This window comes from Flavobacterium palustre (genome assembly GCF_014639535.1).
Classification (GTDB): domain Bacteria; phylum Bacteroidota; class Bacteroidia; order Flavobacteriales; family Flavobacteriaceae; genus Flavobacterium; species Flavobacterium palustre.
In genome coordinates this window covers 145,061-160,832 of record NZ_BMGA01000003.1, presented here as the reverse complement: position 1 = coordinate 160,832, position 15,772 = coordinate 145,061, and the positions used below count along the sequence as shown (strand labels likewise).

At 35.1% G+C, this 15,772-nt stretch carries 14 protein-coding genes; 2 read left to right on the top strand and 12 right to left on the bottom strand.

Features of this window, described 5'->3' with window-relative positions; translation table 11 throughout:
* Nucleotides 1-35: 35 nt before the first annotated feature.
* The 12 genes from IEV84_RS07655 to rsfS form a co-directional block, all read right to left on the bottom strand.
* Nucleotides 36-1,394: a sialate O-acetylesterase gene (locus tag IEV84_RS07655; RefSeq protein WP_229732636.1), complete on the bottom strand. Its 1,359-nt coding sequence runs from the start codon at nt 1,392-1,394 to the stop codon at nt 36-38.
* A gap of 233 nt (nt 1,395-1,627) precedes the next feature.
* A complete protein-coding gene (locus IEV84_RS07650) occupies nt 1,628-2,377 on the bottom strand; it encodes a shikimate dehydrogenase family protein (protein WP_188493703.1) in 750 nt (249 codons plus the stop codon).
* Nucleotides 2,377-3,774, bottom strand: coding sequence for a tetratricopeptide repeat protein (locus tag IEV84_RS07645; RefSeq protein ID WP_188493702.1), 1,398 nt, complete (start codon nt 3,772-3,774; stop codon nt 2,377-2,379). Before IEV84_RS07645 ends, IEV84_RS07650 begins: the two co-directional genes overlap by 1 nt.
* A 168-nt stretch (nt 3,775-3,942) precedes the next feature.
* On the bottom strand, nt 3,943-5,124 hold the full coding sequence (locus IEV84_RS07640) for an aspartate aminotransferase family protein (RefSeq protein ID WP_188493701.1): 1,182 nt from the start codon (nt 5,122-5,124) through the stop codon (nt 3,943-3,945).
* A 143-nt stretch (nt 5,125-5,267) separates the two neighbouring features.
* Nucleotides 5,268-6,896 (bottom strand): OstA-like protein, encoded by a 1,629-nt coding sequence (locus IEV84_RS07635; RefSeq protein WP_188493700.1) that lies wholly within the window; start codon nt 6,894-6,896, stop codon nt 5,268-5,270.
* A 175-nt stretch (nt 6,897-7,071) separates the two neighbouring features.
* Complete coding sequence (locus IEV84_RS07630) at nt 7,072-7,848, bottom strand: superoxide dismutase (protein ID WP_188493699.1); 777 nt, start codon at nt 7,846-7,848, stop codon at nt 7,072-7,074.
* 16 nt (nt 7,849-7,864) lie between these two features.
* Nucleotides 7,865-8,125, bottom strand: coding sequence for an acyl-CoA-binding protein (locus tag IEV84_RS07625; RefSeq protein ID WP_071185345.1), 261 nt, complete (start codon nt 8,123-8,125; stop codon nt 7,865-7,867).
* Complete coding sequence (locus tag IEV84_RS07620) at nt 8,126-8,782, bottom strand: phosphatidylserine decarboxylase family protein (protein ID WP_188493698.1); 657 nt, start codon at nt 8,780-8,782, stop codon at nt 8,126-8,128. It abuts the gene before it with no gap.
* Nucleotides 8,772-9,662: a phosphatidate cytidylyltransferase gene (locus tag IEV84_RS07615; protein WP_188493697.1), complete on the bottom strand. Its 891-nt coding sequence runs from the start codon at nt 9,660-9,662 to the stop codon at nt 8,772-8,774. Before IEV84_RS07615 ends, IEV84_RS07620 begins: the two co-directional genes overlap by 11 nt.
* Nucleotide 9,663: 1 nt before the next feature.
* Nucleotides 9,664-10,266, bottom strand: a complete 603-nt coding sequence (locus IEV84_RS07610; protein WP_188493696.1) for a lactate utilization protein B/C — start codon at nt 10,264-10,266, stop codon at nt 9,664-9,666.
* Between the two features lie 110 nt (nt 10,267-10,376).
* Nucleotides 10,377-12,302: an ATP-dependent zinc metalloprotease FtsH gene (ftsH, locus tag IEV84_RS07605; RefSeq protein ID WP_188493695.1), complete on the bottom strand. Its 1,926-nt coding sequence runs from the start codon at nt 12,300-12,302 to the stop codon at nt 10,377-10,379.
* Between the two features lie 17 nt (nt 12,303-12,319).
* Nucleotides 12,320-12,691: a ribosome silencing factor gene (rsfS, locus tag IEV84_RS07600; RefSeq protein WP_071185350.1), complete on the bottom strand. Its 372-nt coding sequence runs from the start codon at nt 12,689-12,691 to the stop codon at nt 12,320-12,322.
* A gap of 96 nt (nt 12,692-12,787) precedes the next feature.
* Here rsfS and IEV84_RS07595 point away from each other — a divergent pair, with 96 nt between their 5' ends.
* Together IEV84_RS07595 and IEV84_RS07590 are read left to right on the top strand one after the other, a co-directional pair.
* Nucleotides 12,788-13,516 carry a biotin--[acetyl-CoA-carboxylase] ligase gene (locus IEV84_RS07595; RefSeq protein WP_188493694.1) on the top strand — a complete coding sequence of 243 codons (729 nt, stop codon included), beginning with the start codon at nt 12,788-12,790 and terminating at the stop codon, nt 13,514-13,516.
* A 411-nt stretch (nt 13,517-13,927) separates the two neighbouring features.
* Nucleotides 13,928-15,613 carry a sodium/sugar symporter gene (locus IEV84_RS07590; RefSeq protein ID WP_188493693.1) on the top strand — a complete coding sequence of 562 codons (1,686 nt, stop codon included), beginning with the start codon at nt 13,928-13,930 and terminating at the stop codon, nt 15,611-15,613.
* The last annotated feature ends 159 nt before the right edge of the window (nt 15,614-15,772 follow it).

The window sequence follows — 15,772 nt, the reverse complement described above, 5'->3', positions numbered from 1 at the left end:
GTCCAAAATGAGATTTCTAATTTGTTGCAATTATTCTATCTGAAAAGCTTTTCCCAGGGATTGTCACTTCTGAAAGGAACTGCAGGAAGTCCTTCTTTATTGATAAAATTAGACTGAGCGGCTTCATTCCACCCAAAACGGACAGAATAAGGATGCTGTACTTCGGGAGCGGAAACGATTACTTTATTGCCTTGTATAACTGCTTTTGCCGGAACAAATTTTCCATCAGCTCCTGCTATGCTAAACCAGCTTAGTGGTTTCCCGTCGCGGGTCGTTAAACCGCTTTCTGTGTTTGAGAAACTAATTTCGATGCTATTATTTATAATTTTCATTTTTTGGTAAACAGGTCCGGAGCAAACGATATTTTGCTGTCCGTAAGTCTTATTGGCGGCAAGCAAACTTAAACGGCGACCGATTTCCCATTTGTTTCTGGGGTGTAAGTCGGTAGTGTTATCTACTAAATCGGTTATGCTGATTAAATCGGTGTTTTTTAAGTTCAGGAGTAAAGCCTGTGCTTCCCAAAATTCAGGAAGGGTTTCAGCACTAAGCGGTCGGTCTTTTGAAGCTGAATAATTGTAAGGTGCAATTTGCACAAAATAAAATGGCATTTTTTTATCCTGCCAGTCGTTGCGCCAACTTTCAATAAGTGTTTTTAATTTATAAGCATAGCGGATGTTTTCACCTAAAAAGCAATTGGATTCTCCCTGATACCATAGCATTCCTTTCAGGGTGTATGGAATGAGAGGTTGTATCATCGTATTATAAAATTTTCCGCTATCACCATCATCAGTACTTAATTTGTTCAGGATTTTTCCGTTTTTTAGGTGAGGTTCCAATTCTAATTTTGAAGACTGAATCCAAGGTTCAATTCGGCTTCCGGGAACAGCTGCCGAAATCATTCCGATAGGCACATGCAATTTCGTGTATAAATCTTTGGCAAAATAATAAGCCACAGCCGAAAAATCGACTAAAGGTCTCCCGATAGCGGTATCCCAACCTAAATGTTCCGGACTTGGCTCCATGTATTTTCTGCGATCCAGAAAAATCCGAATGTTGGGATTGTTGGCTGTTTTTAAGTCATCTTCGGGAGGGCGGCTTCCTTCAGGGAGATTTTTGTAGTCACTGTACTTTCGCAAGGCATATTCCATATTGGATTGTCCAGAACAGAGCCAGACTTCGCCTACCAGAATGTTTTTTAGTATAATGGTATTATTGCCTTTAATAATCATTTCACGCGCAGTAAACGAAGCCTGTATCGGTTTTAGTTTTATTAGCCAGTTTCCTTTATTATCGGCAATTGTAGTTTTGATTTGATTGGCAAAAGCAACGGATATTTTTTCGTTTGGGGCAGCTGTTCCCCATATTGCAACTTTTTTCTTTTGTTGCAAAACCATGTTATGGCCTAAAATTTTAGGGAGTGTTATTTTGGCAAAAAGGGAGGAAGTAAATAAAAAGAAAGCGCTTAACAGGAACAGGGATTTTTTTAAGGTCATAAGTGAATTGTAAAAAATAAGTTTTTTTCAATCTTTTGACTCATAAATAATGCCAAATCGGATACAATTGTAATTTTAATGTAAAATTTACAATTGTACCCGAAATGCAGATATTGATAACTTTTAAAAGTTTTTTATTTGTTCCAAATTTCCCAGGCTTTTTCGGCCTGAAAGATAAGCATGTCTAGGCCGTTTTTTATTTGAGCACCTTTTGCTTTGGCATTCTTTAAAAATTGGGTTTCGGCAGGATTGTAGATTAAATCGTAAGCAATGTGCTTGTCGGTAAATAATTCATAAGGGATATCCGGACAGGCTTCAATGTTAGGACTTGTCCCAATAGGAGTTGAGTTAATGATGATTTGGTATTCACTGAAAGTATCGGCATTAATCTGGCTGTAATCAATGGCTTTTTCAGAAGCTTTTCGGGAAACAAAAAGGTATTCTATACCTAATTCTTTCAAAGCAAAAGCAACTCCTTTTGAAGCACCTCCAGTTCCTAAAATCAGTGCTTTTTTATGATGCGGTTGTAACAAAGGTTCTAAGGATTTTAGAAATCCGAAATAATCAGTATTGTATCCTTTTAATTTTCCTTTTTTGGTAATTTTGATAGTGTTTACCGCGCCAATTTTAGTGGCTTTTTTAGAAAGTTTGTCAAGAAAAGGGATAACTTCTTCTTTGTAAGGAATAGTTACGTTTAAGCCGCTTAAATCGGCAGTGTTTTTAATGATTTCAGGAAATCCGGAGATTTCCTGAATGTCAAAATTTTCGTAAGTGTAACCTTGGTATTTTTCTTTTTCGAATTTTGTTGTAAAATGTCCTTTTGAAAAGGAATAACTAATATTACGCCCCAGTAAGCCAAAGCGTTTTCTTGAATTTTGGGTCATTATTGTTTGTTGTGTTTTTCAATATAATTTTGCACCATTTTTGTTTCCCAGACTACTGGAAATAAGTCTTCAATCAGAATGTAGTTGTCAAAATTCAATCGGAGCGCATTGCTTAAATGAATTTTAGCTTTTCTGTCATCATGAATCATAAAATAAAGCCCTGACAAACGGTATTCAATTTCGTTTTCTTCAGGATAATAATCTCCGGCTTGTAATAAGGTGTGGATTGCGGTTTCAAATTCTCCCAGAAACTGTAAAATATCCACCCAGAATAACCAAGTTTCTAATTCGGTATCACCAAACTCGACCGCTTTTCGATAACCAAATTCGGCTTCTTCGAAAAAGTTCATTTGCTTATTGATAGAAGCATATCTTTTCCAGTACATGCGGTTTTGATTGTCGATGGCTAAGGCTTTGTTGACAAAAAATAAGGCTTTCTGGAAGTTTTTTTCACGCAAATAAAAATCGGTAATGGCAATCCAGCCTTTGTCTAAAAGAGGATCTTCATGAACGGTTTCGTTGTAGAATTTAAGTGCTAAAACTTTATTTCCTAATTTTTCATAACATTTACCTATTCGCAATAAGGCATAAGAAGTAGCATCGTCTAATTCGATGGTTCTGTTGTAGCTTTCGATAGCTTCATCATATCGTTCCAAACGTTCTAAGGCTTTGGCTTTTTCCATAAAAGCACCCAGAAATTCATCATCTATAAGTGTAGCATAATCAAAGGCACGGATAGCATTTTCATATTCTTTTAAGCCATAATGCAATCTTCCTTTTTGGTGCCATGCTATTTCACTGTAGGGATTTTTTTCGATATAATTGTCCAGATAGCTTATGGCTTCCTGATTTTGGTCTAAAAACTCAAAACAATAGACTACATTGTACAAAGCCGATTGGTCTTCGATATCTTCTTCGAGACATTTGATAAAACTTTCTTTGGCTAATTCAAGATTGTCCATGAATAAATACTCCATTCCGATTAAGTTATACACATCGGCATAATCATCGGTGTACTGTAAAGCAATTTTTAGTAATTCAACGGCTTTTTCATGCTGATCTCTTTTTGAGCAGATATTTGCCTTTTGAATATAAATTTCTTCATTGTGCGGTTCTATGGCATATAGCTCATTGAGTAATTTCTCGGCTATATCCAATTTGTCATCATACACCAGCATTTCAACTTGAACGAGTTTTAAGCCTGTTGACTTAGGGTGTTGGTCTAATGCCAGTTTTAGCGCTTTTTTCGCTAAAGCAGCCTTACCTGTATCAAGATAATGAAGTATGATTTCTTCAAATTCTTCAGAGTCAAAAAAGAGTACTTTGTTAGTTTTTAACATAGACTCAAATTTGGATAGAGATAAGTTATAATCTTCTTCTTCGTCGCTTAGTTGCATACTTTCTGTTTTTAGAATTTGGCCTAGTTTAAAGTTAGGCATCATTCGGTTTGTTTTCGAAGAAAAAAATGAATTATTGTGAACAATTTAATTAACAGCTATTCAATGTCAATATCAATTTACAATTTCAATGATCAATCTGAAATCAAAAATCGTTATTCGAAAATCTTAAATCGATATTTCATCCATTACTTCTAGTATTATAGCACATCCTTCACGTATTTCTTCGTTAGAAATGGTTAAAGGAGGTGTAATTCTGATAGCGCATCCTTCAAACAGAAGCCAGAATAATATCAGACCTTTGTCCTGACATTTTAATATCACTTCATTCGTGATTTCTGCATTTGCCGTCATTGCAGCCAGCATCAATCCTTTTCCTCTAACTTCCTGTATCAAAGGGTGTACCAAAAGTGATCTGAATAGCTTTTCTTTTTCTAAAGCTTCCTGCATCAGGTTGGTTTCAGTTAATTCTTTCAAAGTAGCTAAGCAGGCTGCCGCAATGACAGGATGTCCGCCAAAGGTGGTAATGTGACCTAATTTTGGGTTTTCGGTTAATAAATCCATCATAGCTGAGGAAGCGGTAAAGGCACCTACGGGCATTCCGCCGCCCATGCCTTTTCCCATGGCAACAATATCAGGGACAATATCATAATTTTGGAAACCAAATAATTTTCCTGTTCTTCCAAAACCGGGTTGAATTTCATCCAGAATTAACATCGCACCCACTTCGGTACAACGAGCGCGTACTTTTTTTAAGTAATCGTTTTGAGGCTCAATAAATCCGGCACCACCCTGAATGGTTTCCAGTAAAACCCCGGCTGTTTTAGTGGTGATTTTTTCTAAATCGGCTTCATTGTTGAAAGTGATAAAATCGACATCCGGAATCAAAGGACGGAAAGCCTGTTTGCGTTCTTCAAATCCCATAACGCTCATGGATCCCATGGTGTTTCCGTGATAAGCATTGTGACAGGATATCCATTGACTTCTGCCGGTAACTCTTCGGGCTAATTTTAGAGAACCTTCGATTGCTTCTGTTCCTGAATTAACTAAATAAGTTTTGTCTAATGGAGCCGGAAGGAGTGAGGCCATCAATTTGCAATATTCCACGGCCGGACTTTGTGAATATTCGCCATAGACCATAACGTGTGAATATTTGTCCAATTGATCTTTTATGGCTTGGTTTACTCGAGGAGGCTGATGACCTAAGGTACAAGCCGAAACACCGGCAACAAAGTCTAAATATTTCTTATTGCTGGTATCGTAGATATAAGAGCCTATTGCATGCGAAACTTCCATTCCCAGTGGATAGGGAGAAGTTTGTGCCTGGTATTTAATGAAGTCGTTGTTCACGTTTTTGTTTTTTATTTTTAACCGAAAAATTCGCAAAGCCCTTCAATCCCGAAGCTTCTGGACAGGATGATATGCAAAGTTTACAAAGTTTTTTAAATTAAAGATTGGAAACTGAAATCTGCTTTCTGCTGCCTGTAATCTGATTACTTTATCTTCTTCTTATCGTAATCCTTTGTTTCTTTTCTGATTTCCATTGGAACATTCGGTTTTGCTTCCTCTTTCTTTGTTTCCTCAATCATTTTTTCGTTGTATTGATTTTCTTCTTCAGGAAAGATATCGTCTTTGGATTTTATCCTTTCATCTGCACGCCATTTGAATCCCCGAAATTTCCTGTCGTATTCATTGAGTTCTTCTTCGGGATAAATGTCGCCATCCACTTGTTGGAAAAAGGTAATGGTTTCGATGGCATTTTTATCAAAAAGAATACTGATTTTACTGCATACATTTTTATTGATACCAATAAGTTCATTGTCGTCATTGCGCATGTAATAAATCACTTCGGCATTTTTTATAACATCCACATCATGGAGTTTTCCATCCTGAAATTTGCCAAAAAGATTCAGCCCTTTTATTTGATTGTAGCCTGTTCCCAGAGTGTCTTTGGAAATAATAAAGGTATTGTTGAGAACCTTGAGCGAGTCCAGCTTTTGGGTTTTACTATTGCCTATTAGGTGCATTACGTCACCTGTTATTTGGCTTTCTCCATTCCACAATATGGGATTTCCGATGAGTTTGGTCAGCGAAGTTTTGGTGCTGGAATGTATCGAATCACACTTACCGCTCATGTCGGTTTTATAGAAACGAACATTATTAAAAGCACGAATAATCCGGTCGCCTTCTTTTCCTGTAACCATCAGTTTTTTTCCATGAATGTAAACCGAGTCGTTTTCGACAAAATTGATGGCAACAGCTCTTTTGGTTACATACATCGAATCTTTTTTCTGGAAAACTTCCGCATAATGGCCTTTTACAATTCCTCTGTTGATGGAATCGGTAATTTTTACATTTCGGGTTGCCGAAGCAAATTCTTTATTTCGATCATAATACAAACTGTCTCCTTCTATGCGTCTGTCATCATATTTTATATATGATTTTCGAAGAAAATGAGAGAGGTTTTTTTTCGTGTCATAAAAACCTTTTTCGGTATAAATGTAGTTGTTTTTACTGGTAATGGTAGATGGCCCAAAAAGATAAGAATGTCCCGAATTACTGTAATAATCCAAATGATTGGACTTGATGACGTATTTAGGATTGGTAATAATTACCTCTGTAAGAAATTGGAATTTTTTCTGTGCAACATAATATTTCCCCGATTTACTAACCAGCGTATTTTCGTTGTTGGTGATGGTTCCTTTAGTATTATAGAAAACTTCCTGTGTATTTCGGTCAAAATTGATGGTATCTGTGGCTAAGGTTGCGTTAGGCGAACTCATTACAGCATCTCCTGTGGCGAATGCTTTTTTTACATTTCCGTTGTATTCGGCGTATTTACTGTTGAGATAAAGGGTGTCGCCCTGTACCAATTGAACATTTCCAAAAGCTTTGATATAATTTTCTTTTTGAAAAAAATAAGCTTTATTACAAGTAAGTACCACTCCGTCATGATTGACCACCACGTTTCCGGTTAGTAAAAAAGCGTCGGGCATTTCGGTCTGATTGACATCAGCGAAATCAGAATGTTCAACAATTATTTTTTTAGGTGTTTGTGCGTTTACTTTTATCGAAAGAAGTAAAAACAGACTAAAACAGATGAAAAATAGTGATTTATTCAAGGGTGTATATTTTTGTCAAATTTATGAAAAAGGAAATAAACCCAATAAATATTACTATTTATTTATGATTTTGAAAAGGATATTTGTTGGGTTTATTTGTGTTCTGTATTTAAATGAAAAAGCTGATGAATACTGTAGAGTAGTGCATCAGCTTTTTTATTTGTTCGAAAAAAGATTAGTATTTCTTTATAAATGAATTTTGATAATTTTCGCTTACTTTTTCCCAATTGATGATATTGAAGAATGAGTCAACATAAGTGGCACGTCGGTATTGATGCCCCAGATAATAAGCGTGTTCCCAAAGATCTAAGGCTAAGATAGGAGTTCCTGGAACAGCTGCATTTCTCATTAAAGGATTGTCCTGGTTTTGAGTACTGGTAATTTTTAGTTTTCCGGCTCTGTCCACAATTAGCCAAACCCAGGCAGAACCAAATTGTTTAGTAGCTTCTTCTTTGAATGCGGTTTTGAACTCGTTAAAAGAACCAAAATCCCTGTCGATAGCTCCGGCAATAGTATCTTTAGGAGTTCCGCCGGCATTAGGTCCCATCGATTTCCAATAAAGGGAATGGTTATAGAAACCTCCTGCGTTGTTTCTTAGTTCGGTATCGTTGATGTCCATTTTGGCTAAGATGTCTTCGATAGACATGTTTTCGTATTGCGTTCCGGCTATGGCGGCGTTAAGATTATTAGTGTAAGTCAGATAATGTTTCGAATAATGTGCCTCCAAATTCAAAGCTGAAATTGCTGGTGCCAAAGCATCGTAAGAATACGGTAATTTATCCAATAAAAAAGAACCGGGTTCTGCTTTTACATCATCCGGAAATCCGAGGGTTACTTTTTCTTCAGCGGTAGGAAGAGGAACTTCGACTACTTCGGTTAGTTTTTTATTGTTACAGGAAATTAAAAAAACGAATAAAAATACGTTTGTAATTGTGTAAATAAGTTTTTTCATTGTGATGTTTTTTATTTCAAAGAGAATTGATGATTTCGATATAATTTTCTTTGGCTTCATCGGCTGTGATATGGCTTATTTGCATCCAGGCATTGATTTTGAAGGCATCTCTAAGATGGAAATTAGAGGTTTGCCTTATTTCTACGGTACCAATTGTAGCCTGTTTGTAGTAGGCATAAAGACGCAACTGGACATCCTGAGGTAAAGATGCTTGAGTCATTTTAGAGGCCTTTTCAACCGCTTCATTAAATCGAGTATCTAAATCTTTTTTAGTCATTTATGATTTTTTTGTTGCAATGATAGTTTTTCCTCCAATGGCTTTTTGGTTAAGAACCACATTTACGGGAGTTCCTAAAGGTAAAAATAAATCGACTCTGGAGCCAAATTTAATAAAACCGGCGTCAGTACCCTGAACAACCTGCATTCCTTCTTTGGCGTAATTGACAATTCGACGGGCTAATGCTCCGGCAATTTGACGGTATAAAACAGCGCCAAAAGTATTGTTTTCTATAACAACAGTAGTTCTTTCGTTTTCTTCGCTGGCTTTTGGATGCCAGGCCACTAAAAATTTACCGGGATGGTATTTGCTGAATTTTATAATTCCGCTCATCGCATATCGGGTAACGTGTACGTTTATTGGCGACATAAAGATAGAAACCTGTAAACGTTTGTCTTTGAAATATTCTCCTTCGTACACTTCTTCTATAACAACTACCTTCCCGTCAACAGGAGCCAGAATTTGATTTTCATCAATAATTACGGTTCTTTTGGGATTTCTAAAGAATTGTAATACAATAATCAAAATTAAGAAAGCAAAGATTTGAACTAACATTCTTAACCAATTGATGTCGATAAATTTGTCCGCAAGTAATAGTGTAACTACTGTAAATACGGTAGCTAATAAAATAGATGGAGCTCCTTCTTTATGAAACATAATTTAAAATTTGATAAAATAAAAATATAATTGGTGCTACAAATATAACACTATCTAGTCTATCTAGTACACCTCCGTGTCCGGGCATGATGTTACCGCTGTCTTTTACTCCGGCAATTCGTTTGAATTTGGATTCGATTAAATCACCTATTGTTCCAAATACGCCAACAATAGTCGCAATAGAAGTCCAAATCAGTATTGATTGTGAGCTGAATTCAGGTTTAGCTTTGATATAATATTTTGATATTAAATAACCCGCTAAAATGGCAAAAAGTATCCCGCCTATAAAACCTTCGATGGTTTTTTTAGGAGAAATGCGTTCGAATAATTTGTTTTTTCCAATCGATTTTCCTACCACATAAGCAAAAGAATCGTTAGTCCAGATTAAGATGAATAATCCAATGATGATTTTAGGATTATAGTCTTTTATCCCAAAAGAAATTTTGGTGATAAATACAAAAGGAAGAATGATATAACCAAATAAGTATAAGTACTTGGATGAGGTGCTTATTTTTTGAATCTTGTCATAAAATAAAAAAAGAATACATTTTACTGATACTACCAGAGTAGTTGCTAATAAAATGATATTCATTTGTTGAATATTGATGTTGATTTCAATATTTGTATTAAAAAAATGATTGATTGTTTCAGTGGTAATTTGATTGTAATGACTAATCAGTGTTATGGTGCAATACAATAATGTTCCAATTATTAACGGAAGTACTTTTTTTACTTGCGTTAAATTGCAAAATTCATAGATGGCAATGATTAAAAATACCCCAAAAAGTATAAAAAAACTTTCGGTTGAGTATAAAATAGAAGCTATTAATAATAAGATGTAAATAGCACCCGATATAGACCTTTTTAGAGTTTCATTCATTTTAAAGATCTTCTAAAAGCAATAAATAAAGATTTTTGGCAGAACTGCCATATTGGGTAAAGTCTTCTTCTTTTGCTTTTTCAAAATATTTTATAGCCGTAATATTGGTAGGGTAATCTCTTTCGTATTTCTTTTTGATAGCACTAAGTCCGTCGCTTTTCATAGCCAGAATTTGGCTTGTGGTGGCAAGAACTACAATGTTAGTAGGTAATTCGTTTGGTTTGTGTTGTTTAATTTGTTTTGATGAAAAAAGTATTGAACCTTCCTCTGCAATTAAATTTTCGCAACTCGATAATAGGAATTTAGGGTTACCGGGTTTATTGTAACTTAGTTTGTTTTCGTCTAAAAGTCCAAATAAATTAGAATCATAACATAATACTTCGCTTTCAAACCAGTCGTTTTCTTCTAATATATTTTCAAATTGGTCTTTTACTTCCTGAGCATTTTCACAGTACAGAAATTTACCTCCATTTTTTTTGAAATTGTAGATAAATCGTTCGTCAACAGAGATATTGTTTTCCGGAAAGAAATTATTATTCTGGCTTTCTTTTTCCTCATCTGAAGCTGAAATACTAGATCCAAAAAGTTTTCTAAAAAGACTCATATTTTGTAGGGTACTTGATATGTTATTTGTAACCGTCCAAAGATAAAAAAATCTTAATTCAAAACGCGGTTTTGAATTAAGATTTTAAATAATTTATCGCAACTGACTAATTAAGAGACTACTTCTTCCAGATTTTTGTCAAAACTTCTTTTTCCGAAAATAGCTTCTAAATCGTCTTTAAAAATCACTTCTTTTTCAATCAGAATATCAGCAAGTTGATTTAATTTGTCTTTGTTTTCTTCTAAGATTTGAATAGCTCTTTGGTATTGACTTTCAATAAGTGCTGATATTTCGGTATCTATCACTTTTGCAGTTTCGTCAGAGTACGGTTTTGAGAAACTGTATTCACTTTGTCCTGAAGAATCATAATAAGTAACGTTGCCTATTTTTTCATTCAAACCATAAATGGTAACCATAGCACGAGCCTGTTTTGTTACTTTTTCTAAATCACTTAGTGCGCCCGTTGAAATTCGATTAAAAGTCACTTTTTCGGCAGCTCTTCCTCCCATTGTAGCACACATTTCGTCCAGCATCTGATCAGGACGTACAATTTGACGTTCTTCCGGCAAATACCAGGCAGCTCCTAAGCTTTGTCCACGAGGAACGATAGTTACTTTGATAAGCGGAGCAGCGTGTTCCAGCATCCAGCTAACGGTAGCGTGACCTGCTTCGTGAATGGCTATTGCTTTTTTCTCTTCCGGAGTGATGATTTTGTTTTTCTTTTCTAAACCACCTACTATTCTGTCAACAGCATCAAGGAAATCCTGTTTGTCAACAGCAGTTTTATTGTTTCGGGCAGCAATTAAGGCTGCTTCGTTACATACGTTGGCAATGTCAGCTCCAGAGAAACCGGGCGTTTGTTTAGCTAAAAAGTCTAAATCTAAACCTTCTACTTTTTTCAAAGGAGCAAGGTGTACTTTGAAAATTTCAGCACGTTCGCGAATGTCCGGTAAATCAACAAATATTTGTCTGTCAAAACGTCCTGCACGCATTAAAGCTTTGTCTAGTACATCGGCTCTGTTTGTTGCTGCCAAAACAATTACATTAGAGTTGGAACCAAAACCATCCATTTCAGTCAGTAATTGATTCAAAGTGTTTTCTCTTTCGTCATTTCCGCCTGACATGCTGTTTTTTCCTCTGGCTCTACCTACAGCATCAATTTCGTCAATGAATATGATTGCAGGAGATTTTTCTTTTGCCTGTTTGAATAAATCACGTACTCTTGAAGCTCCTACACCCACAAACATTTCGACAAAATCAGAACCTGATAAAGAGAAAAACGGAACCTGAGCCTCGCCGGCTACAGCTTTTGCTAATAATGTTTTTCCTGTTCCCGGAGGTCCTACAAGTAAAGCTCCTTTAGGAATTTTACCTCCTAAGTTGGTGAATTTTTCAGGGTTTTTCAGGAATTCAACAATTTCCTGTATTTCTTCTTTAGCGCCTTCTAATCCGGCAACATCTTTAAAAGTTGTTTTTACATCGTTTTTTTCATCAAAAAGTCTGGCTTTTGATTTTCCGATGTTGAATATTTGTCCGCCACCACCAGCGCCACCACCTGACATTTTACGCATGATAAAAATCCATACTCCAATGATGATGATAACCGGAAGTAAGCTGATTAAGATATCAGACCAATTGCTGGCTTCTTTAAAATCGTAATCAACCAGTTTTTTTTCGGCTTTAGCCCGGTCAAGTTTTTCCTGAAACGATTTTAGATCACCAAATTTTGTGGTGTAATGCGGCCCTTTGTTGGGTCTGTCAAATATGTCTTTCGCGACTTTTTTATTTGCGGGGTCTTTTAAACCTTCGTCAGAAAGATATATTTCGGCATCTTTATTATTGAAAATGATGACGTTTTTAATCTGACCTTTTGTCAACATATTGTCTATGTTAGACGATTTTAATTGCGCAGGTTCCTGTAAACTGGAACTGCCAGTTACAAAGCTAATAAACAAGAAAATAAGTAGTATGCTTGTGTAAACCAGCCAGGGACTTATTCTGAATTTATTAGGATTTGGGTTGTTATCTTTTGCCATAATTATTCTGTCTTACTTTAGTATTTGTTTGCAATTGTAGTAATTTTTGCATCTCCCCACAAACTTTCGATGTTGTAATATTCTCTGATTTGTTTTTGAAAAACGTGAACCACAATGTTGACATAATCCATAAGTACCCATTCGGCATTGTCAGTTCCTTCTACATGCCAGGGTTTGTCTTTGATTTCCTTTGAAACAATTTTTTGAATGGAGTTAACAATGGCGTTAACCTGGGTGTTTGAATTTCCGTTGCAGATAACAAAATAGTCGCAAACTGCGGTGTCGATTTCTCTAAGATCGAGAATATCTATATCATTTCCTTTTACTTCTTCTATTCCTTTGATAATGTTTGCCAATAGGTCGTCATTATTTACAGTCTTTTTTGCCATGAATTATTTTTATAATAAGTGTGTAAAGTTACCATTTTTTGTGATTATTTTTGAACCTTAACATAATATTAAATAATGTTGCAAAAATAATTCCTAATGAAACTAATCAAACTCGATGCCATAGATTCTACAAACGATTTTCTTAAAGGATTATCGGCAACTGAAGAGCTTGAAAATTTTACTGTTGTCACAGCCGAGAATCAAACAAAAGGAAGAGGGCAGATGGGAGCTGTTTGGAATTCTGAAAAGTCTAAAAATCTAATAATGAGTGTTTTTGTTAGAGATTTGTTGGTGAGGGCAGGGGATGTTTACAGTTTTAATATAGCTACCGCCTTATCAATAATTGAGGTCTTGAAATCTTATAATATTCCCAATTTGAGTGTTAAATGGCCTAACGACATTATGTCAGCTAATTTTAAAATAGCAGGTGTTTTAATAGAAAATAGTTTTAAAAGTGATGGTTCTATTTCGTCTGTTATCGGGATTGGTCTGAATGTTAATCAAACTGATTTTCAAAATTTACCTAAGGCTTCTTCAATGGCGGTTATTGCCAATTCAACTTTTGATAAGGACGAATTGGTTGTTTTAATTGCGGAGCGATTAAAAGTTAATTTGGCTCTTGTTGGTTCTGATTCTGAATTTTTATGGACTCAGTACGATAATTATTTGTTTAAAAAAGGAGTTCCTGTGGCTTTTACAACCGATTCGCAAAAAGTTTTTATGGGGATTATTCAGGGAGTTTCTCAAAAAGGTAAATTGATTGTTTTATTGGAAGATGACCGTCTTGTTGAGTATGGTCTTAAAGAGATTCAAATGCTTTATTGAATTTTTCTTATACTTTTTTGTCCAATTCTGTGTTGTTTTTAGCTGTTTTTATTGTCTTATTTAGAATGTTTTTGTTTAATTTCTAAAAAAATGCAATCTCTTTTTGTGAGTTAATTGATTGTTTTTTAGTTGTTTGTGTGTTTTTGTGGTTATAAATGTTTAATTTACATTTAAAAAAATGATGTAGATAAGTATTTTTATTTTACTTTTGGATTTCGTTTTTCGTAAAAAAACTCATGAAATAAAATTGATGTACTATTTTATAATTGGAATTATAGCGAAATTCTGAAGTGATAAATCTTAATGATTGATTATTCTTAAAATATAATAGTCAAAATACATTTTAAGATTTAGGATATGGGAAATAATTTAAATCTAAAATCTATAACTAACTAAAAACAATTTTTTCTTATGAGCTCAAGTCTCGAATTTGCAGATTATGCAGTATTTATTATCTACTTTTTAGTAGTATCCATCTACGGATACATTATTTATCGCAAACGCGAAAAAAACGAACACGATGCTAAGGCGTATTTCTTAGCCGAAGGAACTTTGACCTGGTGGGCCATTGGAGCTTCACTTATTGCTTCTAACATTTCAGCCGAGCAGTTTATTGGGATGAGTGGAGAAGGGTTTTTCTTAGGAATTGCCGTTGCTGCTTATGAGTGGGTTGCTGCAATTGCGTTAATCATTATTGCTATTTGGTTTATTCCTGTTTATTTGAAAAACAAGATTTACACCATGCCGCAATTCTTAAAAACAAGATACAACGAAACTACAGCTTTGATTATGGCTGTTTTCTGGTTGTTTTTGTATGTTTTTGTAAACTTAACTTCTATTTTATACTTAGGAGCTGTTGCTATTAACGGATTAGCCGGTGGAGATTATCTTCACGTGATCATGTTAGGATTGGCTGTTTTTGCTTTGATTATCTCTTTGGGAGGTATGAAAGTTGTGGCTTACACCGACGTTATTCAGGTGGCAGTATTAATCATTGGAGGTTTAGTAACTTCTTATATCGCATTAACAACCGTAGGGCGTTATTTTGGAGTTGGAGAAGATGCTATTGCCGGATTTAATGTTTTGATGGAAAAAGCACCGGAGCATTTCAAAATGATTATTCCACGTCCAACAGCTACTTCTACGCAATTAGAAATTGACAAATACCTTACTTTCCCGGGATTAATGTCTTATTTGGCAGGTATCTGGATTATTAACTTAAACTATTGGGGATGTAACCAATACATCACGCAAAGAGCCTTAGGAGCTGATTTACAAACGGCTCGTACAGGAATTTTATTTGCAGGATTATTAAAATTATTAATGCCTGTAATTGTAATGTTACCGGGTATTGCAGCTTATGTGTTGTATCAGGGAGGTCATTTACCACAATTAGTAGGAGGAAAAGACGGTGCTTACTCAGCAATGTTAACATTTTTACCTACAGGATTAAAAGGATTATCGGTTGCGGCATTGACTGCTGCGATTGTAGCTTCATTGGCAGGTAAGGTAAACAGTATTTCGACTATTTATACCTTAGACGTTCATAAAAAATACATCCAAAAAGGAGCTTCAGACAGAGCTCAGGTGAATATTGGTCGTTATGCTGTTTTTGCTTCAATGGTTCTTGCAGTAATGTTTACATGGAATGATGTTCTAGGTATTGGTGGAGTAGGAGGGTTTACTTACATCCAGAAATATACCGGATTTATCAGCCCGGGAGTTTTTGCAATGTTCTTCTTGGGGATGTTCTGGAAAAGAACAACAGGAACAGCTGCTATTGTAGGTGTAATTGCAGGTTTCTTATTATCTGTTTTATTTAATGAATATGCACCGGCTATGTTTGGAAACGAAACATTATTATACACAGCCTGGCCAAATGGTAAAGGTGGTTTCGAAATTCCGTTCCACATTTGTATGGGATTGTCATTCTTCTTTACAATGTTATTAATGATTGGAATCAGTTTTGCAGGACCAAAAGTAAATCCAAAAGCATTCGAATTGGATACTGAAATGTTCAAGGTAAAACCTCAAACTACAGTATTAATCATTATTACTTTATTAATTATCGCTGCTTTATATGTGAAGTTCTGGTAATCTAGTATAAAATTGTTTAATAGAAAGTGCGATTTAATTTATTATTTCGCACTTTTTTTTATTTAGGATTGATGTTTCATTTTCGAAATGCTACTTTTGAGTAATTCATCAGATTCATAAAATTTATTATATCTTGTGCTGCTAAATAAAAATAATTAG